The 22214-nt window shown below is 67.5% G+C and carries 20 protein-coding genes; 11 read left to right on the top strand and 9 right to left on the bottom strand.

Annotation, left to right across the window (positions count from 1 at the left end):
* Nucleotides 1–168 precede the first annotated feature (168 nt).
* Both LGN19_RS03775 and LGN19_RS03770 read right to left on the bottom strand, forming a co-directional pair.
* The gene (locus LGN19_RS03775; protein WP_226213283.1) at nt 169–885 is read right to left on the bottom strand and encodes an EthD domain-containing protein; all 717 of its coding nucleotides are present in this window, start codon (nt 883–885) and stop codon (nt 169–171) included.
* 49 nt (nt 886–934) lie between these two features.
* Nucleotides 935–1447, bottom strand: a complete 513-nt coding sequence (locus tag LGN19_RS03770; protein ID WP_226213282.1) for a nuclear transport factor 2 family protein — start codon at nt 1445–1447, stop codon at nt 935–937.
* A gap of 212 nt (nt 1448–1659) precedes the next feature.
* Between LGN19_RS03770 and LGN19_RS03765 the strand changes: the two genes are divergently transcribed.
* From LGN19_RS03765 to LGN19_RS03740, 6 genes are all read left to right on the top strand, one after another.
* Nucleotides 1660–2160: a nuclear transport factor 2 family protein gene (locus tag LGN19_RS03765; RefSeq protein WP_226213281.1), complete on the top strand. Its 501-nt coding sequence runs from the start codon at nt 1660–1662 to the stop codon at nt 2158–2160.
* Between the two features lie 50 nt (nt 2161–2210).
* The gene (locus LGN19_RS03760; protein ID WP_226213280.1) at nt 2211–3077 is read left to right on the top strand and encodes an SDR family NAD(P)-dependent oxidoreductase; all 867 of its coding nucleotides are present in this window, start codon (nt 2211–2213) and stop codon (nt 3075–3077) included.
* Between the two features lie 9 nt (nt 3078–3086).
* Nucleotides 3087–3842: an SDR family NAD(P)-dependent oxidoreductase gene (locus tag LGN19_RS03755; protein WP_226213279.1), complete on the top strand. Its 756-nt coding sequence runs from the start codon at nt 3087–3089 to the stop codon at nt 3840–3842.
* Between the two features lie 113 nt (nt 3843–3955).
* Nucleotides 3956–4732 (top strand): glucose 1-dehydrogenase, encoded by a 777-nt coding sequence (locus LGN19_RS03750; protein WP_226213278.1) that lies wholly within the window; start codon nt 3956–3958, stop codon nt 4730–4732.
* 525 nt (nt 4733–5257) lie between these two features.
* Entirely contained in the window at nt 5258–7123 is a 1866-nt protein-coding gene (locus LGN19_RS03745; RefSeq protein ID WP_226213277.1) for a phosphoenolpyruvate carboxykinase (GTP), read from the top strand.
* A 369-nt stretch (nt 7124–7492) separates the two neighbouring features.
* Entirely contained in the window at nt 7493–9094 is a 1602-nt protein-coding gene (locus tag LGN19_RS03740; RefSeq protein ID WP_413227183.1) for a cellulase, read from the top strand.
* Nucleotides 9095–9229: 135 nt separating this feature from the next.
* On the opposite strand, the gene LGN19_RS03735 is transcribed toward LGN19_RS03740, so the two are convergent.
* From LGN19_RS03735 to LGN19_RS03715, 5 genes are read right to left on the bottom strand one after another with little or no spacing between them, the layout of a single operon-like run.
* A complete protein-coding gene (locus LGN19_RS03735; RefSeq protein ID WP_226213275.1) occupies nt 9230–10138 on the bottom strand; it encodes an NAD-dependent epimerase/dehydratase family protein in 909 nt (302 codons plus the stop codon).
* Between the two features lie 59 nt (nt 10139–10197).
* Nucleotides 10198–11031: an SDR family NAD(P)-dependent oxidoreductase gene (locus tag LGN19_RS03730; RefSeq protein ID WP_319000621.1), complete on the bottom strand. Its 834-nt coding sequence runs from the start codon at nt 11029–11031 to the stop codon at nt 10198–10200.
* 40 nt (nt 11032–11071) lie between these two features.
* A complete protein-coding gene (locus LGN19_RS03725; protein WP_226213273.1) occupies nt 11072–11830 on the bottom strand; it encodes an SDR family oxidoreductase in 759 nt (252 codons plus the stop codon).
* A gap of 40 nt (nt 11831–11870) precedes the next feature.
* Entirely contained in the window at nt 11871–12728 is an 858-nt protein-coding gene (locus LGN19_RS03720; RefSeq protein WP_226213272.1) for an SDR family NAD(P)-dependent oxidoreductase, read from the bottom strand.
* A 3-nt stretch (nt 12729–12731) separates the two neighbouring features.
* Nucleotides 12732–13148, bottom strand: a complete 417-nt coding sequence (locus LGN19_RS03715; protein WP_174958322.1) for a nuclear transport factor 2 family protein — start codon at nt 13146–13148, stop codon at nt 12732–12734.
* Nucleotides 13149–13609: 461 nt separating this feature from the next.
* Between LGN19_RS03715 and LGN19_RS03710 the strand changes: the two genes are divergently transcribed.
* Both LGN19_RS03710 and LGN19_RS03705 read left to right on the top strand, forming a co-directional pair.
* On the top strand, nt 13610–13819 hold the full coding sequence (locus tag LGN19_RS03710) for a hypothetical protein (RefSeq protein ID WP_122949518.1): 210 nt from the start codon (nt 13610–13612) through the stop codon (nt 13817–13819).
* Nucleotides 13820–14135: 316 nt separating this feature from the next.
* On the top strand, nt 14136–15632 hold the full coding sequence (locus LGN19_RS03705) for an FAD-dependent oxidoreductase (RefSeq protein ID WP_226213271.1): 1497 nt from the start codon (nt 14136–14138) through the stop codon (nt 15630–15632).
* A gap of 101 nt (nt 15633–15733) precedes the next feature.
* Here the strand turns inward: LGN19_RS03705 and LGN19_RS03700 are convergent, their stop codons facing one another.
* Nucleotides 15734–17398, bottom strand: coding sequence for an acid phosphatase (locus tag LGN19_RS03700; protein ID WP_226213270.1), 1665 nt, complete (start codon nt 17396–17398; stop codon nt 15734–15736).
* A gap of 137 nt (nt 17399–17535) precedes the next feature.
* On the opposite strand from LGN19_RS03700, the gene LGN19_RS03695 reads away from it, so the two are divergent.
* The 3 genes from LGN19_RS03695 to LGN19_RS03685 all read left to right on the top strand — a co-directional run bounded on the left by LGN19_RS03695 (nt 17536) and on the right by LGN19_RS03685 (nt 20407).
* Nucleotides 17536–17907, top strand: a complete 372-nt coding sequence (locus tag LGN19_RS03695; protein WP_226213269.1) for a hypothetical protein — start codon at nt 17536–17538, stop codon at nt 17905–17907.
* Nucleotides 17874–19856 (top strand): ATP-dependent zinc metalloprotease FtsH, encoded by a 1983-nt coding sequence (gene ftsH, locus LGN19_RS03690; RefSeq protein WP_226213268.1) that lies wholly within the window; start codon nt 17874–17876, stop codon nt 19854–19856. Before LGN19_RS03695 ends, ftsH begins: the two co-directional genes overlap by 34 nt.
* 83 nt (nt 19857–19939) lie before the next feature.
* A complete protein-coding gene (locus LGN19_RS03685) occupies nt 19940–20407 on the top strand; it encodes an OsmC family protein (protein ID WP_174958326.1) in 468 nt (155 codons plus the stop codon).
* A gap of 7 nt (nt 20408–20414) precedes the next feature.
* On the opposite strand, the gene otsA is transcribed toward LGN19_RS03685, so the two are convergent.
* Nucleotides 20415–21827 (bottom strand): alpha,alpha-trehalose-phosphate synthase (UDP-forming), encoded by a 1413-nt coding sequence (otsA, locus tag LGN19_RS03680; protein WP_175219532.1) that lies wholly within the window; start codon nt 21825–21827, stop codon nt 20415–20417.
* Nucleotides 21828–22214: the final 387 nt, after the last annotated feature.

The raw sequence follows: 22214 nt of genomic DNA, 5'->3' as shown, positions 1-22214 counted from the left end.
CTCGGTGGCCAGCAACGACCGCTTCAGGTTGATCAACGCCAACCACGTCAATCCGTGAAGCGGCAAAAAGACAAGCCGGCGACGCACCCAAGCGCTCCGCCGGCTTGCAATGGAACGAACACGGCAATCAATCGCGATGAAGGCGATCGCGCTGACGATTGCCTGGGCTTATCCCCGCACTGCCTTCACGACATACTGACTCGTCGGTACCACGTCGATCTTGTCGAAGTCGATGAAGCGCCCACAGCTGTCCATCATCTCGGCCACGTTGCGCTGGAATTTCTCGTAATCGCCGACCGCATCGAAGAACGCATGCGGATCGGTCATCGCCGCAGCGGGAAAACATTCCTCGACGATCGCGTCGTACCCAGGCGCCGCATGCGTGAGTGCGCGCACGACGACGTTCTGCACGTACAGGAAATTGTCCTGCGTCTCGATCGCGACGCGCGTGTGATGCCCGTGCCACACGTCGAGCCATGCTTCATGCGTGAGGCGCGGCGGCCGTTTCAGGAACGCGAGCTGCGAGAAGCCCGTGGTCCGCTCGCCCGGACGCGCCGGAAAGCGCATATTCGGAATCGGCTGCGACTCGGTCACCAGATACGCAGCCATGTGCGGGGCGACCGCGCGCACCGCATCGTCGAACGGCTGGCGGACCATCGCGTTCGCACTGTCGACCCACACCGCGACGATCCCGTCGATGCCCGGGTGAGTGTTGGTCTGTTTCAGGCCGGCGGCCGGCGCGACTTCCGCGTCGGCGACGTTGACCTGCACGCCGTGCGCACCCAGCGACAGCAACTTGTCGGCGAGCTGCGCGCGCACCGTGCGGCTCCACTGATCGGGCGCGGCCTGTGCGTCGCGCCACAACACGTAAATGACTTTCTCCATTGCTTCGGCTCCAGGGGAATGACGGGATCGGCGGCGCTGCCGCCGGGGTTCAGGAAGCGGCTTCAGGCGTTCCAGCCGCCTGGTGAGCGCCCGGCGCGAACCGGTTCGCGGTCAGCGTGAACGACGGCGGGATCGGCGACGTGACGGTTTCGAACAGCCGCTCGTGGCGCGTCGCGTGAATGCGCCACACGCCATCACGCTTCACGTACTGATCGTCGTAGAACGCGGTGCCGTGCAGCAGGTAGTCATCCTCAAGATTGATCGCATGATCCTCGAGAAACCACACGCCGCACGCGTGATCGGCCGAGACCAGCGTGAGCTCCGGGTGATGGCCGTGATGCATCGTCAGGAAGGTCGGCTTGCCGATCAGTTCGCGCAGGCTCGATACGAACGCATCGCGGCCGTCGTACGCATAGCGGCCGCCGTACAGCCGTGCTTCGCAGTCGTCGGTCAGGCAATCCGCGAGCAGCGCCCAGTCATGCGTGTCGACCGCGCGGAAATACCGGTATTTCAGCTGTCGGATCTGCTCGTACTCGTGGAGCGTGCGGGTCGTGTCGTCCATCGCCGGGTCTCGTGGTGGTGTCGCTCGATGGTAGGAACGAAGCCCGGGGCATCACATCGTCTGTTCGGACGAACGCCGTTGCCGCACGCAAACGGCGCTGCCGAAGCGAATCACGGATTTCATCCGAACGGGTGATGGCCGGTGCAGCGCACGGCGGTAACGTGGCATCGACGCGGCGTTCGAACCGCGCCGGCACCGAACAAGGAGACAGGATGACCCTCATCGAATCGCTGGAAGCGCGCGTGCGCCGGCTCGAGGACGCCGACGCGATCCGCCGGCTGAAGGCGCGCTACTTCACGAGCTGCGACCGCAAGGATCCGCAAGGGATGCGCGACTGCTTCGCGCCCGGCCACGTGCACATCGACTACGGCCGGATCGGCACGTTCGACACGCGCGACGCGCTCGTCGACGTGTTCGCGCAACTCGGTTGCCATCCGCACATCGTGGAGATGCACCACGGCGTGAATCCCGAGATCGTCGTGCTCGACGACACGCATGCACGCGGCACGTGGGGCCTGCACTACCAGATGATCGACACGAACGCGCGCATGCTCACGCAGCTCGGCGCGTACTACGACGACGAATACCGGAAGGTCGACGGCGAATGGAAGATCGCGGGCACGCGTTGCGTCGTCACGTCGACGCTGACGGCCCGCTACGAAGGCAATGCACCGGGCGTGCTGTTCGCCGGCGCGCAGCCGCCGGCCGCCTGACGCACGCCAGCGCTACACACGTGGCGCACATTCCACAGGAGACATCGAACATGACACAGAACCACGATGCGCCGGTCGCCGTCGTGACGGGCGCGTCGCGCGGCGCGGGCAAGGGCATCGCGCGCGCGCTCGGCGCGGCCGGCATGACCGTCTACGTCACGGGCCGCTCGCAGAACGAAGGCGATGCGCCGCTGCCCGGCACGATCCACGAGACCGCGCGCGAGATCGATGCGCTCGGCGGCCGCGGAATCGCGGTGGCCTGCGACCACGCGGACGACGCGCAGGTGAAGGCGTTGTTCGAGCGGATCGAGCGCGAAAGCGGGCGGCTCGACATTCTCGTCAACAACGCGACCTATCTGCACGATCAACTGATCCTGCCGGGCCCGTTCTGGGAGAAGTCGCTCGACCTCGTCAACATCCTCGATGTCGGGCTGCGTTCGGCCTATGTCGCGAGCTGGCACGCGGCACCGCTGATGGCGAAGCGCCGCAGCGGGCTGATCGCGTTCACGTCGTCGTTCGGCGCGAGCTGCTACATGCACGGCGCGGCCTACGGCGCGCAGAAGTCCGGCGTCGACAAGTTCGCGAAGGACATGGCCGTCGACCTGAAGCCGTTCGACGTCGCGGCCGTGTCGATCTGGATGGGCCCGCTGCGCACCGAGCGCACGACGCGCGTGTGGGAAGAACACCCGGATCTGTACAAGGAATTCTCGCTCGTCGCGGAAAGCCCGGAATTCACGGGCCGCGTGATTCACGCGATCCACGGCGATCCGCAGCGCATGGCGCTGTCGGGGCAGGTGCTCGTCGGTGCGGAAGCCGCGCTGCAGTATGGCATCGCCGATCTCGACGGCAAGCAGCCGCCGTCGTACCGCGAACTGCTCGGCGGGCCCGTGCAGGCGCATCCGGCGATCGTCGCCTGAGGTGCGCGCATGGGCATCCTGAAAGGCAAGGTCGCACTCGTGACGGGTGCGGGGCAGGGCGTCGGCCAGGGCGTCGCGCAGGCGCTCGCGGCGGAAGGGGCGCGCGTCGCGGTGGTCGGTCGTACCCGCGACAAGCTGCTCGCGACCTGCGAAGCGATCCGCGCGCGCGGCGGCGTGGCCGAGCCGTTCGTGTGCGACGTGATGGACGCCGCGCAGATCGCGCAGTGCGTCGACAACGTCGTCGCGCGGTTCGGCGGCGTGCAGATCCTGATCAACAACGCGCAGGTCGTGCCGCTCGGCCGTCTGCTCGACGTGACCGACGCGGATTTCATGGCGGGGCTCGAATCGGGGCCGATCGCGACGCTACGCATGATGCGTGCGTGCCATCCGTATCTGAGGGGGGATGGCGTGATCGTCAATTTTGCATCGTCGGCCGCGGTGCGCTGGGATGCGTCGGGTTACGGCGCATACGCCGCGACCAAGGAGGCGATTCGCGCGCTGACGCGCGCGGCGGCCTGCGAATGGGGCGTGGACGGCATCCGCGTGAACGCGGTCGCACCGCATGCGTTGTCGCCGGGCCTGAAAGGCTGGGTCGACGCGAATCCGCAGGAAGCCGCCGCGTTCTTCCGCACGATTCCGCTCGGCCGTGTAGGCGACTGCGAGCAGGACATCGGGCGCGCGATCGTGTTTCTGGCGAGCCGCGACGCGGCATACCTGACGGGCGCGACGCTGCCGCTCGACGGTGGGCAGGCTTACTGGGGCTGACTGCGGAAGCCGACGGCGCGCGGCGCAGGCCGCACGTCAATCATGATCCGGCCAGCACGCTCACGCATGCGCGTAGGCAGCAGCCGGCAAACCGGAATCGAAGCGAGGACGACATGGGTCGACTGGAAGGAAAGGTAGCGATCGTCACGGGCGGTGCGCGTGGCATGGGCGCGGCGACGTGCAGGCTGTTCGTCGGGGAAGGCGCGCGCGTCGTGATCGGCGATGTGCTCGACGCGGAAGGCGAAGCGCTCGCGCACGAGCTCGGCGACGCGGCGCGCTTCATGCGGCTCGACGTCGCCGACGAAGCGAGCTGGGTGCGCGTGACTGACGCGACGATGGAGCAGTTCGGCCGTATCGACGTGCTGGTCAACAATGCGGCCGTGCTGATGTTCGGCGGCATCACCGAACTGTCGAAACGCGATTTCGAGCGCGCGGTGTCGATCAATCTCGTCGGGACGTTCGTCGGAATCCGGACGATCGCGCCGCACATGATCGCGCAGAAGAGCGGGTCGATCGTCAACATCTCGTCGGTGGACGGGCTGCGCGGCGTGAACGCGCTGGCCGCGTACGTGTCGAGCAAGTGGGGCGTGCGCGGGCTGACGAAGGTCGCGGCGCTCGAACTCGGCCATCAGGGCGTGCGCGTCAATTCGATCCATCCGGGCGGCGTGAACACCGCGATGTCGAACCCGACCGGCGCACCGCTCGAGGAAATCAACAAGCACTATGCGAACGTGCCGCTGCAACGTGTCGGCCTGCCCGACGAGATCGCACGCGCGACGCTGTTCCTCGCGAGTGACGAAGCGTCGTACTGCAACGGCGCCGAGCTGGCCGTCGACGGCGGGATGGCAGCGGGCGCGTATTACCCCGGATTGCCGGGCGCACCGTTTTGAGCAGGGGCGCTTGCCGCGCATTCACGTCAGATGTTTGTGTACGCAACCTAATTCGGGGTTTCCCGCAGTAGCGAAAACGCGAATTCGCGCAACTTGCTTTCGCGGTTGCCATAGGCGGGAGCGGCAGGCCGATTTTTCCGCTCCCGCCAAACCCTTGCCGGACGGCCGTTCCGGACATTTCGTCCCCAAAGCGCGCGCAATGGCGCTGTAAAAAGGACTCACAGGCAACCGGCGTGCCGGCTCGCCGACATAGTTGTTTCTTGTTGCAACGCAACGTTTGCTGAATAACGGCGATGGTATGCTGGCCGTCATGGAGTTGTACGGCAGGTTGCTTGTATGGCGAAACTCGCGTTCGCAATTACTAAAGAGACATCACCTTCTCTCGCTCGCATCGCGGCATCGACGCGCGCTCCGCTCGCGCGTCCCGTCCTGCGCGCCGCCGCTTCCTGCGCTCCAATCGCATACCCCATCTCGCGGGCTCGTCCCGCATCCCCCATCCCCGCCCAATAATCTGGAGACGTCCTCATGTCGCAAAACACTATGGCCGAAGCAACACACGGCCCGCTGATCGCTCCGCCGGCTTTCGTCAAACATCGCAAGATGATCGACTGGGTGTCGCGCATCGCGGCGCTTACGGAGCCCGAGCGCGTCGTGTGGTGTGACGGTTCGCAGGAAGAAAACGACGCGCTGTGCCAGGCGATGGTCGACCAGGGCACGCTCACGCGCCTGAACCCGGCGAAGCGCCCGAACTCGTATCTCGCGCAATCCGATCCGTCCGACGTCGCGCGCGTCGAGGATCGCACGTTCATCTGCGCGGCTTCGCGCGACGACGTCGGCCCGACCAACAACTGGATCGAGCCTGCCGAGATGCGCGAGACGCTCAACGGCCTGTTCCGCGGGTCGATGCGCGGCCGCACGCTGTATGTGGTGCCGTTCTCGATGGGCCCGCTCGGCTCGCCGATCGCGCACGTGGGCGTCGAACTGTCCGACAGCCCGTACGTCGCCGTGAACATGCGGATCATGACGCGCATGGGCCGCGAGGTATACGACGTGCTCGGCGAGGACGGCGAATTCGTGCCGTGCGTGCACAGCGTCGGTCATCCGCTCGAAGCCGGCCAGCAGGACGTGCCGTGGCCGTGCAACCCGGTCAAGTACATCGTGCATTTCCCCGAAACGCGCGAGATCTGGAGCTTCGGCTCGGGCTACGGCGGCAATGCACTGCTCGGCAAGAAGTGTTTCGCGCTGCGTATCGCATCGACGATGGGCCGCGATCAGGGCTGGCTCGCAGAACACATGCTGATCCTCGGCGTGACGTCGCCGGCCGGCAAGAAGTATCACGTCGCGGCTGCGTTCCCGTCCGCGTGCGGCAAGACCAACTTCGCGATGCTGATTCCGCCGCAGGGCTTCGACGGCTGGAAGGTCACGACGATCGGCGACGACATTGCATGGCTGAAGCCGGGCCGCGACGGCCGACTGTACGCGATCAATCCGGAAGCCGGCTTCTTCGGCGTCGCCCCGGGCACCGGCGTGAAGACCAACCCGAACGCGATCTCGACGCTCACCGAAAACGTGATTTTCACGAACGTCGCGCTGACGGAAGACGGCGACGTGTGGTGGGAAGGGCTGACCGACACGCCGCCCGCGAAGCTGACCGACTGGCAGGGCAACCCGTGGACGCCGGAAATCGGCAAGGAAACGGGCCGCAAGGCCGCGCATCCGAATTCGCGTTTCACGGCGCCGGCTGCGCAGTGCCCGTCGATCGACGGCGACTGGGAGAACCCGGCCGGCGTGCCGATCGATGCGTTCATCTTCGGCGGCCGCCGTTCGACGACCGTGCCGCTCGTGACCGAGGCGCGCGACTGGGTCGAAGGCGTGTACATGGCCGCGACGATGGGCTCGGAGACGACTGCCGCGGCGGTCGGCCAGCAGGGCATCGTGCGCCGCGATCCGTTCGCGATGCTGCCGTTCTGTGGCTACAACGTCAGCGATTATTTCGCGCACTGGCTGAAGCTCGGCAAGCAGCTCGAAGGCGCGGGCGCCAAACTGCCGAAGATCTACTGCGTGAACTGGTTCCGCAAGGATGCGAACGGCAAGTTCGTGTGGCCGGGCTTCGGCGAGAACATGCGCGTGCTGAAGTGGATGCTGGACCGTCTCGAAGGCACCGGCGGTGGCGGCGATCATGCGTTCGGCGTGTCGCCCGCGTATGAGGACCTGCACTGGGATGGCCTCGATTTCACGCGCGAGCAGTTCGATGCGGTGACGTCGATGAATGCCGACGAATGGCGCGAGGAGCTGAAGCTGCATGCGGCGTTGTTCGATACGCTGAAGCTGCGCCTGCCGGCCGAAATGACCGACACGATGAAGAAGATCGCGCAGCGCATCGGCGCCTGACGGTTCGCATTCGCGTCGTCATCCTGACGTCCCGCCGCCGGCATCCATCGCCGGCGGCGGGACGTTTTTGCATCCTGGTGTCGCACGACGCGCACTTCCGTCGCTTGCAGCGACGCGCGTCGCTGCAGCCGTATCGGCAACATCCGTCAGACGGATGAGTGCGATAGCGCACGGTTGCGTGCCGGCAGGTTCGGGAAAATCGAAACCGGTTGTGCTCGTTGGGTAGCCGGCCGGAATTGTCGAATCGCAAGCGATACCAGGCCGTGGACTCGTGCGCGGGGGCGGCTATCGTCTTGGGCACCGTCGTCTTGCCCGTGCCTTCGGCAGCGAAGTTGCCGGCACCTTGATACACACTCAGAGGGTGCCTTGATGATTTTCAAAACGATGAGACGGCTGTCGAGCGCAGTTGGCGGTGCGCTATCGCGGGCTCGGGCCGGTTTGGGGTGGACCACGTTCATCGCAGCGCTGTTGGCGGGCCAACCCGCAATCGGCCAGACCAATACGCCTGTGCCCGCCATCAACCTGGGCAGCGAAATCAACGACATCATCAATCGCAACGCCAACGACCCGACGCAAGCGATCAACAACTACATGGCCGGCCTCGCGGCGACGAATGCCCGCTGGGTCAGGATCGATATCAACTGGGCGCGCATTCAACCCTCTCAGACCACGATCGACGTCAATGATCCCAATCCCGGAGCCAGCAGCGGATTGAACTGGGGCGTGACGGATACGGTCATTCGTGCGGCCCGCAATAACGGCCTGCGGGTGCTGGGCCTGATCTTGCTGACCCCGCCGTGGGCTGCCAGTTCGAAGTGCTCGAGCAGCTATCAGCAAGCGAACGGGGTTTCATCCTGGCTGTGCGCTCCGGATCCGACCTTCTACACCAACTTTGCCCGGGCAGCGGCCAGGCATTACGGCAGCGACAGTTACGGTGGCGAGGTCGATGCATGGGAAATCTGGAACGAGCCGAACTGCGGCATCGATTTCATGCCGCACGATCCGGTGCTGTATTCGCAGATCCTGAAGAGCGCCTACCCGGCGATCAAGCAGGCGAATCCGGGTGCCTACGTGTATGCGGGCGGCAGCGCGGCCTGTACGACGTATCCGAACAACACGAGCGGCGCGCTGCCGTCGAATGGTGTGGCGGGGCTCGTCAACTCGACCAATCCGGGTTATCCCGCGCCGACGCAGTGGGATCCGCGCGACTGGCTGGCCGTGATGTACGCGAGCGGCGCGAAGGGATATTTCGATGCACTTGCGCATCACCCGTACTGCTATTCCGACGACTGGCAATCGGCGCCCGACCAATGCCCGAGCACGACGCTCAACACCACGTACCCGCAATACTCGAATGCGTTCAACCTGATGTGGCATACCTTCACGTCGCCGTCGTACGCGTGGCCGTCGAGCAGCGGCAATACGTTTTCGAGCTATACCGGCACGAGCCTGCGCGATCAGATGAATGCGGCGGGTGACGGCGCAAAGGCGATTGCGCTTACCGAGTTCGGTGCACCCACAACCGGTACGGACGGTGCGACCAACTTCACCGGGCAACTTGGCGGCTCATCGACGCAATACACGAACGCCAATTTCCGGACCATGCAGAATGCGCCATTCCTGACACAGGCCAACCAGGCGCGCGAATATCGCGCGCTGATGGCATGGATCGCGCAGCAACCGAAGGGCGCATACGGTCCGGTGTATGCATACTGCTATTCGGACATGGCGCTGTCGTTGCCGAACAGCACGAACATTTATGAGCCGTACTTCGGCATCGTCAGGCTCGGCTCGACGACCGGCTCGACGGGTACGTCCGGCCCGGCGAAGATAGCCGGCACGTCTCAGGCGAAGTCGAGTCAGTACTATCCCGCGTGGCCTGATTTCGGTATCAATGCGCGGGCCGCGGCGGCGGGCACCGCGGGGTATGCGCCGATCGGTCCGGGCTGGGTCAACGCGTTGGGCAAGTAAGTGCATTGATACCGACTGCGAGGTCGTACTCGCCGAGTATCTACAGACGCGGAGACGTCCCCCGACGTCCCGCCGCCGGCATCGATCGCCGGCGGCGGGACGTTTTTGCATCCACGCCACGCACGCGCTTTTCGCTTACTGCGCGCGACAATGCGCGACGACTTCGTCCACCGCGCGCTGCACATCACCGCGCCGGTAGCGCAGCAGCGCGCTGTCGGCCGGATCGGGCTCGTACGACACGACATTGCCGCGCCCCGTGTAGATCGCGATGTCGGGCAGCAGCGGATGCTCCTGGTCGAGCGACGGCACGTCCCGCGGATTGCCGGCTGCGCGGAAGAAAGCGGCGAAGTAGTCGGCGAAGCTGAGGTTCTCGTCGCCGACGAGGTAGGCCTTGCCCGCTTCGCCGCGCTGCAGCGCCCCCCAGATCGCTTCCGACAGCGATTGCGTCGAGATGAAGTTGCTGCCGCCGGCCGGCCCGAACACGGGCAGCCCCGTGAACTGGCCCTGCGCATAGCCGGTGTACGCCGCGAACATCTCGTTGCGCAGCCCCGGCACCGATCCGACGACGAACGGCGCATTGACGCTGCACACCGCGAACGACGGCGTCGCGAGCGCACGCACGCGTTCGTCGGCGAGATGGCGCGAGCGCACGTACGGCACCGTGTCGACGAGCGCCGGCGCAACCTGCGGATAGAAGCTGCCGACCAGCACCGCGCGCTTCACGCCCGCGTCGCGCGCGAGCGCGAAGAAGCGCGGCACAGCGTCGACGTTCGCGCGTTCCCAGTGCGCGGCTTCGTCGGTGCCGGGCGGCAGGTGGCGGATGTCGTTGCCGGCGGCGAATACCACCGCGTCGAACGGCGCGAGGTCATCGCGCGTGAAGTTGCCGGCCACGTAGTCGCGCAGCAGCACGTCGAACTGTGCGAGTGCGCTGCCGGGTGCGGGCGGCTTGCGCGCGGCGAGCGTGACGTGGTTGCCCTGCGCGTGCAGGTGCAGCGCGGCATGGCCGCCGATGAGGCCGGTGCCGCCGACGATCAGGATCTTCATGGAAGTCTCCGGTAGCGGCGCAACCGCGCCGCGTGAAAGGAACAGGCGAGCGGTGCCGCTCAGAAATTGAAGCCGTTGCCCGTGACGACGGGCAGGTTGGTCCAGAAGCCGTTCGGGTCGCGATACCAGCCGGCCGCCGCGAGCGCACCGCCGTCGACATGCAGCGTCGTGCCGGTGACCCACGCGGCGAGCGGACTCGCGAGGAACAGCGCGGCGCCTGCGATATCGCCGGCCGCGCCGAAGCGCCCGAGCGGAATCCAGCGCGGGATGTGCTCGCGATGCTCGGCCGCGACCATCGCGCTGACGGGCACCTGCGGCGTCTCGGTAGTTTCGGGCGCGATCTGGTTCACGCGAATGCCGGCCGGCCCGAGTTCGAGCGAGAGGCTTTTCGTGAAGCCGGTCAGCGCGGCCTTGAACGACGCGTACACGGTGCAGTTCGGAATCGCGCGGAAGCCTTCGATCGACGACACGCCGACGATGCTGCCGCCCGCGCCGCGCTTGCGCAGCAACGGCAGCATCGCGCGTGTGACGATGAAGACCTGGCGCAGGTTCACGTCGAACAGCCGCGCGATGTCGTCGTCGGTGCAGTTGTCGAACGGTTTCGCGATCTGCAGGAAATCGCCCACATTGTTGACGAGCACGTCGAGGCCGCCGAAGCGCGCGTCGATCGTGCGCGCGAACGCATCGACCTCGTCGCCGCGCGTGACGTCCACGGTGCCGACGAGCGCCTCGACGCCCGCCGCTTCGAGCGCCTGACGCACGTCTTGCGCGCGGGCCGGGTCGATCTCGGCCACCGCGACGCGCGCGCCGGCCGCGCCGAATGCTTCCGCGCACGCACGGCCGATGCCTGCGCCGCCGCCGGTGATCAGTACGGTCTTGCCGGTGAATGAAATCATCGATGGACTCCTTTGACGGGATAAGCGTGGTGCCGCATCACAGCGACGACACCAGTTGTGCGTTGTCGATCCGCAGCTCCGCACCGTTCACGAAACGCGATTCGTCGGACGCGAGGAACAGCACGAGATTCGCGACGTCCTGCGGGTCGCACATGCGCGCCATCGGATCGCTGCCGATGCCGAGTGCGGCCGGGTCGAGATCGGGCATCAGCGCCTGCGTCATCGGCGTCCAGATCCCGTCCGGATGGATCGAGTTGCAGCGGATCCGGTAGCCGCTGCGCTTGCAGTGCACGGCGACGCTGCGCGCGAGCGCCGTCACCGCGCCTTTCGACCCGGTGTACGCGCACATCATCGGCAGTCCGCCGAGCGCGGCGACCGACGACATCATCACGATCGAGCCCGGCGTGTCGTTGCCCTTCATCGCGCCGATCGCATGCTTGCAGCCGAGGAAATAGCCGTCCGCGTTGGTGCGCATCACGCGCCGCCACGTGTCGAGGCTCGTGTCCTCGATCGAGCCGACCGGGCAGATCGCCGCGTTGTTGACGAGCACGTCGAGGCGACCGAAGCGGTCGATCGTCGATGCGATCGCATGCCGCCAGCCGTCCTCGTCGGCGATGTCGTGGCGGACGAACAGCGCCGCGTCGCCGATTTCGCGTGCGAGCGCGCGGCCTGCGTCCTCGTCGATGTCGGTCAGCACGACACGCGCGCCTTCGGCGGCGAGCAGCAGCGCATCTGCGCGGCCGACGCCGCTTGCCGCGCCGGTGACCAGCGCGACCTTGTTTGCGACTCGATTCATGGTCGGTCGATGTCCTTGGTGAGTGAGGGAAGGCGGGCGCTCATGCGGCGCCCGGTACGCGGCCGGCCTTGATCGCGTCGAGTGCGGCCGCGCCGTAGATCTGCGCGATCGTGTCGTCCACACGCGGGTTGGTACGCAGTTCATGGCCGCCGTCGACCGCGAAGCTCTGGCCGGTCACCCAGCCCGACTCGGGGCCGGCGAGATAACGCACCGCATGCGCGATCGCTTCCGGTTCGCCGAGCGTGCCGAGCGGGATCTGTTCGAGAAAGCTGTCGACGAGCGCGCGGTTGTCGAACATCGGCGCGGTGGCTTCGGAGCGTGTGAGGCCCGGGCGCACCGCGTTCACGCGGATCTTCGCGCCGGCCAGTTCCTCGGCCGCGCCGCGCACGAGCGCTTCGAGCGCGGCCTTCGCGGTGCAGTACGCGGACAGCCAGCGGAAGTTGATCTGCGCGGCCGTCGACGAAATGCAGACGATCGAGCCGCCGCCACTGTCGGCGAGTCGCGGCGCGGCATGACGGATCGCGGCGAACGCGCTGTGCAGGTTCAGGTCGATTTCGGCGCGGAAGGTGTCGGCGTCGTGCAGCAGCAGCGGCCGGAAGCCCGCACCGCCGACCGTCGGCACGACGATGTCGAGGCGATGGTCGAGCGCCCATGCGCAGTCGAGCGCGGCCTGCAGGTCGGCTTCGTTGCAGGCGTCGCCCGCATGGATCGCGACGCGGCTGCCGGGCACCGCGTCGGTCAGTTGCCGCTGCGTGCGTTCGAGCGCATCGCGGCGGCGGCCCATCAGCACGACGGCCGCGCCGTCGGCGACGAGCGCGTGCGCGCAGGCCGCGCCGATGCCGCCGGCGCCGCCCGTCACGAGCGCGGTGCGGCCGTCGAGGGGAGCGGAGGGACGCATCGTTCAGCCCTCCAGCGGCAGGTCTTGCGCCCAGTCGACGTGCAGCGTGCGCGCGGCGAAGCGCCACGTGCCGCCATCGAACACGCAGCGGTCGCGATAGCGCAGCCCCCAGTCGAGCTTGCGCTTCACGCCGTCGCGCACGTAGACGTGACAGGCGACGCCGTAGGTTTCGACATCGGCCTCGCCGCCGTCGAGCGTGACGAGCTGGTTGTGCACGTGATGCTGGGTCGCTTCGTAGCGCTCGATCACGCGCATGCCCGCGACGATCGCGTCGCGATCGTCGAAGCGGAAGCCGGGGCCGGCCAGGGTCGCGTCGGGGGTGAAGAGGGCGGTGAGTCGTGGCCAGTCGCGCCGGTCGACGGCTTGCGCGTAGCGGCAGGCAAGGTCGTACAGCGCGTGGCGGGGATTGGAATCGGTCATGCGTGGGCTCCCGTGGAAGAACGGAACGCATCGGCCGAGCGAAGCGGGCCGACGCGGCGGCATTGCGACGTCGACGCGCAGGTTCGCACCGGGCAGGCCGGGATTCATCATCCATTCGGAGCAGGGCGAGGGTCGGGGAAAACACCGGGGCCGGCCGCCTCGCCTCGCACGAGGGGGCGTGGATGGTGCGATGCAGCGACCGGTGCGCGACATGCGTCTGACGATTGGTGCGGCCGACTGCGACAGGCGCGCGACGTGTCGCGTTTCCTCCGCGTGGGCGAAGCCGTGGCGCGCGATGTTGCGATGCCGCAGGTCGCGCGGCGTCCGCTCAGCGTTTGCCCCTAGTCGAAACGGACGATGGCCGGCGGCCGGGCGCTGGCTACCGTGCAGTCATCCGGTGCCGCATGCGATGCACGCCGGATACGAGCCGCACCAGCGGACAACCGGAGGGGACGACGATCATGAGACTGACGACTCGCAAGCTGTGCATATTGGCGATGGGCACGTTCGCTGCCATGGCACTGGCGCGATATGGCGCCGATCAGGTGCCGTCGCCGCCGTATGCGGCCGGTATCCTGCAATGCCGCTCGGTCGACGTGAACGGCCTGCCGACCGGCTGCGTGCCGATCGATCCGTCGCACTTCGGTTTCGCCGCGATGCGCGGCATGTGACGCCGGCGCGGCCGCGCGCCGCGCCAACCGGCCGGACGTCACCGCGCGGTGGCTCATTGTCCGCATTCGCCGATATCGCCGCGCGCTCGTCGTGCATCGGCCAGGCTGGCGCGACTGGGCCAGCTTCGCGCGATTCGACCGCCTTCGCGTCCGGCAGGGTGCGCGGCTTGCATTGGCGCCGCCGCGTGCCTGTACCGGCAACGCGGCGATGCGGTAACGCGCCATCGTGACGGCGCAGCGACGTCCGTATCAGGGCCGCGAGCCCTCGCCACACCTGCCGCTTTCCGCAGATTTCCCAAACGCTGACCCATTCCTCATGTCATCCGACTATTCCCTGACACATCCCCTGAACACCCGCGACGTGCATCGCTGGGATGCCGAACACGATGTCGTGATCGTCGGCTTCGGCGCGGCCGGTGCCTGTGCGGCGATCGAAGCCGCGAGCGCCGGTGCCGACACGCTGATCGTCGAGCGCGCGTCGAGCTACGGCGGCACGAGCGCGCTGTCGGGCGGCGAGATCTACCTCGGCGGCAGCGGCGGCACGCCCGCGCAGCGGCAGGCCGGCTTTACGGACGATACCGAGGATCTGTACCGCTACCTGATGCTGGCGGGCGGCCGCGACGCCGACGACGCGAAGGTGCGGCTCTACGCGAACGAAAGCCTGGCGCACCACGACTGGCTCGTCGCACAGGGCCTTACGTACAAGAACACGTTCATCGCCGAGCGGATCGTCGAACCGGAAACCGACGACTGCCTGATCTGGTCGGGCAGCGAGGAAGCCTGGCCGTTCAGCGAGGCCGCGAAGCCGTGCCCGCGCGGGCACACGCCGCAATGGCCGGGCTGGGGCGGCGGGCAGATGCTGATGCGCGTGCTGGCGGAACGCGTGGCGGCGCTGGGTGTCGCGACGCGCTACGACACGCGTGCGCAGGCCTTGATCGTCGACGACGGCGGCGCCGTGCGTGGCGTCGTGCTGCGCGCGTATGGCGAGACGGCATTCGTGCGGGCGCGGCGCGCGGTGATCCTGTGCGCGGGCGGCTTCGCGATGAATCGCGAGATGGTGCGCCGGCATGCGCCGCAGTTCCTGCGCTCGGACGAGCCGATCGGCAGCCCCGGCGACGATGGCTCGGGCATTGTGCTCGGCCAGAGCGCGGGCGGCGCGGCGATCCACATGGATCAAGGCTTCGTCAGCCTGCCGTTCTACGCACCCGAATCGCTGATCCGGGGGATCTTCGTGAACGCGCGCGGGCAGCGCTTCATCAACGAGGATGGCTATCACGGCCGCACGGGCCATCATGCGTTCCACCAGGCCGACGACCGGATCTACCTGCTCGTCGATCAGGCTACCTATCAGGAGCCGCCCGCGATCGCGCGGATCGGCATCGCGGCGGCCGGCGAAACGTGGGAGGAAGTCGAACGCGATCTGCAGATGCCGGCGGGCACGCTGACGGCAACCGTCGACGTCTACAACCGCCATGCGGCCGAAGGTGCCGATCCGCTGTTCCACAAGGCGAAGAAATGGCTGCAGCCGCTGATCGAGCCGCCGTTCGTCGCGCTCGATTGCCGGATCGACTACGCGTTCTATCCGCACTTCACGCTCGGCGGGCTCGACACGCTGCCGACCGGGCAGGTGGTCGATGCGGCGCGCGCGCCGGTGCCGGGGCTCTATGCGGCCGGCCGCACGACCTGCGGGCTGCCGCGTTGGGGCGCCGAGTACAGCTCGGGGCTGTCGCTGGCCGACGCGACGTTCTTCGGCCGGCAGGCCGGGCGTCATGCTGCGCAAGCGGGATGCGACGCACTGCGCAGCGCCGCGTAGCGTCTTCAGGCCTGAAATGAACGACGCCCCGGGCAATCGCATTGCCCGGGGCGTCGTCGTTTCAAGCTGCTGAGCGACCAACCAGTCAGGCCAGTCGGTTCTTAGCCGAGATCGAGCGCATTCGTCAGATCGCCCGGCGGCGTCGCGCCGCGCGCGGCGAACGCCTTGTTGCGCGCGACCACGCCGTCGAGCGGCGCGAGCCCGTGCACGCGGCTGATGAAGCGCAGGATCGAGTTCGTGTCGTACAGCGTGTGATCGACAAAGCCCTTCTTCGCGAACGGCGAGATCACGAGCGCCGGAATCCGCGAGCCCGGCCCCCAGCGGTCGCCTTCCGGCGGCGCGACGTGATCCCACCAGCCGCCGTTCTCGTCGTGCGTCATCACGATCACGGTGTTGTCCCATTGCGGCCCGCGCCGGATATGGTCGATCACGGTCGCGATGTGACGGTCGCCCGATTCGATGTCCGCGTAGCCCGCGTGCATGTTCAGGTTGCCCTGCGGCTTGTAGAACGTGACGGCCGGCAGGCGGCCCGCGTCGATGTCGGCGATGAAGTGGTTGGTCGACGGTTCGTCGCCGAGCCCCGCGTCGCGCAGATGCTTGCTGCGCGCATCGGTGCCGGGCGCGTAGTTCACGAAATAGTTGAACGGCTGGTGGTGGTACTGGAAATCGGGCACGGTGCCCGTATCGCGATGCTCGAGTGCGTACTGCCACGCGCCGCTGTACCACGCCCAGTCGACGTGCTTTTCCGACAGGCGGTCGCCGATCGTCGCATAGCCCTGCGGTGGCATCACGCGATGGTCGTCCGGATCCGCATACGCGGCATTGCCCGGGTCGGCCGGCGGCACGTAGCTCGGCTGGTACGGCGGCGCCATCGTGTTCACGCCGTAGCCGTCAGGCGTCAGCGGGCCGTCGACCGCGAACTTCGGCGGGCCGTCGAGCGCGGATGCCGGCGAATCGTGGGCGAGCTTCAGGCGAGTGCCGGCCGGATCGTCGCCTTCGACCTTCGACAGCAGCTTGGCCGCATGCGGATGCTTGTGTGCATCCGGATACAGCGGCGGCTGCGCGGAGATCAGGAACATGTGGTTCATCCACGAACCGCCGAAAGCCGCCATGAAGAAGTTGTCGCACAGCGTGTATTGCCGCGCGAGATTCCACAGCCGCAGCGTGTCGGCCGAATTGCGGTAATGACCCATCACGAGGCCGCCCGAATCGGCCCACGCGGCGAACTGGTCGTTGCGGCCGGCCGCGATCTGCATCTGGTTCTGGTAGAAGCGGTGCCACAGGTCGCGCGTGATCACGCCGTTCGGCAGCGCTTTGCCCTGTGCGTCGGTAATCAGGAATGGCGCGTTCGGCAGCTTGTCGATGTCGCGCTCCGCGATCGCGTAGCGCTTGCCGTCCACTTCCTGCGCCTGCGGCACGAGCCCGCCCCAGATCTTCGGCAGCACGGGCAGCGGCGTCTTGCCGTCGCGATCGAGCTGCTCCGCGTGCTCGGGACGCACCTCGCTGAGCGGATGGCGCACGCCCGGGAAATCGCCGTACAGGTTCGCGAAGCTGCGGTTTTCTGCGTAGATCACGACGATGTGGCGCACGCGCTGGCGCAATGCTTCGTCGATACGCTGGTCGGCGGCGGAACGCGGCGCGGTGCCTGCCGTGGTTTCACAGCCGCTGAGCGCGACGCCCGCACCGAGCGCGGCGAGGCCGCCGAGCACACGGCGGCGGTCGGGATCGGCGGGAAGGTCGTCGGGGCGATCGGGCGTGTCGTTCACGTCGTGGGTTCCTCGAATGGGCGGGTGGACGGGGGCGTCATGCGCTGCGGCGTCGCACAGGCTGCCGCGCCGCAGGATGGAAAGCAATGGCCGGCGTTGCGTCCCGGCCGCTTCGGCATGACTGTCACAAAAATGTCATGAACGCGACTATAGCGCGGCAACAGGGGCAGATGAAAGGGTTTTGTCGGACGATTCGCGGCGCGCCTCGGGCCATGCGCGACGCCCGCGCGCGAACTAGACTGGATTCAGGGGCGGCGCGTCGCGGCGTGCCGCCCGGGCGAGGATTGCCCGGCGGCGCCGGCCGACGGCGTCGTCGCGGCGCCATTGATGCGACGAACGAGGCGTTGAAGCGAGGCGACGATGGCGTGGATGAAGGCCGCTTCCGCATGGCCGCCGATGCCGCGCGCCGGCTGCGCGCGTTTCCGCGCACGTTCGCCGTGCCGCGCAGCGTAGCGCGCACGTCCGGCCCGATGCCATGGACAGGAAATTCGACTACCCGGGATTGCTGATCGCGGCGGGCTTCTTCGTGCTGTTCGCTGCGCAGTTGCTGATGCTGCACCCGTCGTCGGCGTCGATCGCGTACAGCGATTTTCACCGCCTGGTCGCCGCACGGCTCGTCGACGATCTCGAGGTCGGCCCCGTGTCGATCTCGGGCACGCTGAAGATGCCGCAGGCCGGCGCGATGCTGCCGGCTTCCGAAGCCTCGGCCGTGCAGCAGGCCGGCGCGCCGTGGCGCTTCACGACCAACCGCGTGACCGACGAACACCTGACCGATACGCTGACCGCCGCGGGCATCCGCTATCACGGCGCGCCCGACACGAGCTGGATCGCATCGCTTGCGTCGTGGCTGCTGCCGCTCGTGCTGTTCGTGTTCATCTGGAACATGATGCTGCGCAAGCGCGGCGGGCTGCAGGATTTCACCGGGATGGGCAAGAGCCGCGCGCGCGTGTACGTGCAGCAGGAAACCGGCATCACGTTCGACGATATCGCGGGTATCGACGAAGCGAAGGCCGAGCTGCAGCAGCTCGTCGCGTTCCTGCGCAACCCCGACCGCTACCAGCGGCTCGGCGGCAAGATCCCGAAGGGCGTGCTCGTGGTCGGCGCGCCGGGCACCGGCAAGACGCTGCTCGCGCGCGCGGTGGCCGGCGAGGCGGCCGTGCCGTTCTTCTCGATCAGCGGCTCGGCGTTCGTCGAGATGTTCGTCGGCGTCGGCGCGGCGCGCGTGCGCGACCTGTTCGAGCAGGCGCAGCAGAAGGCGCCGTGCATCGTGTTCGTCGACGAGCTCGATGCGCTCGGCAAGGTGCGCGGTGTCGGCCCGATGTCGGGCAACGACGAACGCGAGCAGACGCTCAACCAGTTGCTCGTCGAGATGGACGGCTTCCAGGCCGGCTCCGGCGTGATCATCATGGCCGCGACGAACCGGCCCGAGATCCTCGATCCCGCGCTGCTGCGGCCGGGCCGCTTCGATCGCCACATCGCGATCGACCGGCCCGACGTGAACGGCCGCCGGCAGATCCTCGGCGTGCACGTGAAGCGCGTGAAGCTCGCGGCCGACGTCGATCTCGGCGAACTCGCGTCGCGCACGCCGGGCTTCGTCGGCGCGGATCTCGCGAACGTCGTCAACGAGGCCGCGCTGCATGCGGCCGAACTCGGCAAGCCGGCGATCGGCATGACCGACTTCGACGAGGCGATCGACCGCGCGTTGACGGGCCTCGAGCGCAAGAGCCGCGTGATGAACGCACAGGAGAAGTTGACCATCGCGTATCACGAGGCCGGCCACGCGCTCGTCGCGGAAAGCCGCGCGCATTGCGATCCGGTGAAAAAGGTGTCGATCATTCCGCGCGGCGTCGCGGCGCTCGGCTATACGCAGCAGGTGCCGACCGAGGATCGCTACGTGTTGCGCCGGAGCGAGCTGCTCGACCGGATCGATGCACTGCTCGGCGGGCGCGTTGCCGAGGAGCTCGTGTTCGGCGACGTGTCGACGGGCGCGCAGAACGATCTCGAACGCGCGACCGCAATGGCGCGCCACATGGTCATGCAGTACGGGATGAGCGAGAAGATCGGGCTCGTGACGTTCGATGACGGCGACACGCGTACCGGCATACCGGGCGTATGGCATGCGGCCGACGGCCGCTGCAGCGAGCACACCGCGCGGATGATCGACGACGAGGTGCATACGTTGCTGACCGACGCGCATGCGCGCGTCGCGGCAACACTCGGCGAACGTCGCGACGCGCTCGAGCGGATCGCGCAACGGTTGCTCGCGTGCGAGGTGCTCGAACGCGACACGTTGCTGGCCCTGATCGACGGGCGTGTCGAGCCGTCGTCCGCAACGGCGTCGTCGGCGGCGCCGGACGATGAAGCCGGCGCACGCGGCGGTGCGATCGAAACGGAGCAGGCGTCCGCGGTCGAACGCGATTTCGTCGCGTACGGGCCGCCGCGCGAACCCGAGCGCTGAAGATGCTGCGCACCTGCGAGCGGCGCGCATCGATGCGACTGCGTGCCGGCATTCCTTTCCCTGTTGATCTCCACGGAGTCGCCATGAGCGAGGCGCACGTATCGGTCGATGTCGCGCAGCAGGCGCGTTTCTGTTTCGAAGTGGTATTTGCCGGCACGACGCTGGCGCCGGTGCTCACCGACGAACCGCAGCCGCTCGGCGACGGGCGCGGGCCGAACCCGATCCGGTTGCTGGCCGCGGCCGTCGCGACGTGTCTCGCGGCAAGCCTGCAGTTCGCGCTGGAAAAACAGCATGTCGATCCGCAGCCGATTGCCGCGCATATCGACGTCGACATGGTGCAGAACGAAGCGGGCAGGGTGCGCGTGGGCGCGATGGCCGTCCGGCTGTCGATCGGCAGGAGGTGGGCCGACCTCGCGGCAGCGACGCGCGTGCTCGATCAGTTCGATGCGTATTGCGTACTGACGGAGAGCCTGCGCGAAGGCATTCCGGTTTCGGTCGACCTGTGCGACGTGAACGGCGCGGCGCTCGAATACGCGGCGACGGACGCGTGAGCGTGCGTCAGGATTCGGTCGCGGCCGCGGCCGCGACTTCGGCCGCGTCGGCGAGCGCGTCGAGAAAGCGCGTGCGCCACCAGTGCACGTCGGTCTTGCGCACGATCGCCATCAGCGCCGCGTGCCGCTGGCGGCGTTCTTCGAGCGGCATCGCGAGCGCGCGCTGGATTGCCTGCGCGGTGCCTTGCGTGTCGTACGGATTGACGAGCAGCGCCGACTTCAACTGCTCGGCCGCGCCGGCGAAACGCGACAGCACGAGCACGCCCGGGTCGGCCGCATCCTGCGCGGCGAGAAATTCTTTCGCGACGAGATTCATCCCGTCGCGCAGCGGCGTGACGAGCGCGACGCGGCTCGCGCGATAGAGGCCCGGCAAGCGCTTGCGCGCGACGGTGCGGTGAATGTAGCGCATCGGCATCCATTCGAGTTCGCCGTAGTCGCCGTTGATCGCGCCGCACAGGCTGTCCATCTCGCGCCGCAGGTCGTCGTATGCGCCGAGATCCTCGCGGCTCGGCGCGGCGATCTGGATCAGCGTCGCGCGGTTGCGGTTCTCCGGATATTGTTCGAGCAACTGACGGAACGCATGCACACGCTGCGGCAACCCCTTCGTGTAGTCGAGCCGGTCGACGCCGACCAGCAGCTGGCGGCGGGAATATTCGTCGCGCATCCGCTCGAACATGTCGATCCCGTCGCGATCGCGCGCGAGCGATTCGAACTCGTCGACGTTGATGCCGATCGGGAAGGCGCCGGCCGACAACGTGCGGCCGAACGCCTGCAGGCGGCCGTCGGGCAGCCGCGCGGCGCCGGCTTCCGCTTCGACGTAATGCTCGAAGTGGAGCAGATCCGACTCGGTCTGGAAGCCGACGAGATCGTACGCGAACAGCGAGCGCATCAGCCATTCGTGTTCCGGGATCGCGGCCATGATCGGCGGCGGCGGCATCGGGATGTGCAGGAAGAAGCCGATCGGATTCGCACAGCCCATCGCGCGCAGCTCGGCTGCGAGCGGTATCAGCTGGTAATCGTGGACCCAGATGGTGTCGTCGGGCCGCAGCAGCGTGCGCAGCTTGCGCGCGAACAGCTGGTTGACGCGCCGGTAGCCGTCGGCGAAGCGGCGGTCGAACTGCGCGAGATCGAGCCGGTAGTGAAACACCGGCCACAGCACGTTGTTCGAATAGCCGAGGTAGTACGCGTCGTAATCCTGCGGGTCGAGATCGATCGTCGCGAGCTGGATGCCGCCGACGTTCTGGATCTGCACCTCGTCGCCATGCGTGGGCTGATCGTCGCCGCCGCGCAGCCTGCCGCTCCAGCCGAACCAGACGCCGCCGGATTCCTGCAGGCTGTCTTTCACGGCGACGGCGAGCCCGCCGGCCGCAGCTTTACGGGGATCTGCAATGCGATTGGATACGACGACGAGTCGGCTCACCAGCTCTCCTGACGATTGTTGGGGGAAAGGTTCGTGCGGCCGTGGCGCGAGAAGCAGACGCCGCCATCGACGCGCAAGGCGCAAAGCGATGGGGCCGCAATGCGATCGGACGGGAGTCAGGGCACGCGATTCGCCGTCCGAACGGGGAGTGCTTTTTTAAGCATACTCGTCATTCGTGCGTTTTAAAAGTCTGCATCGGCGGGCGATGCGCGCACAAATTCGGCACGATCTCCATGTCGCCTGTGTGGCAACGCGCGAGACACGGGCGGGATCGAAACTTGCACGACGCTGCATGCGCAGGTGTGCGCCATGCAATGTGGAGGCGCACGCAGTGCGCGCGAACGTGCGTGGCGATGCGCATTTCCGGCGGGCGATGCGCGCGCAAAT

This window comes from Burkholderia sp. AU30198 (assembly GCF_020419825.1).
Taxonomy (GTDB): domain Bacteria; phylum Pseudomonadota; class Gammaproteobacteria; order Burkholderiales; family Burkholderiaceae; genus Burkholderia.
Note: the sequence above shows the minus strand (reverse complement) of the source record. Positions and strands in the feature narration are given on the sequence as shown.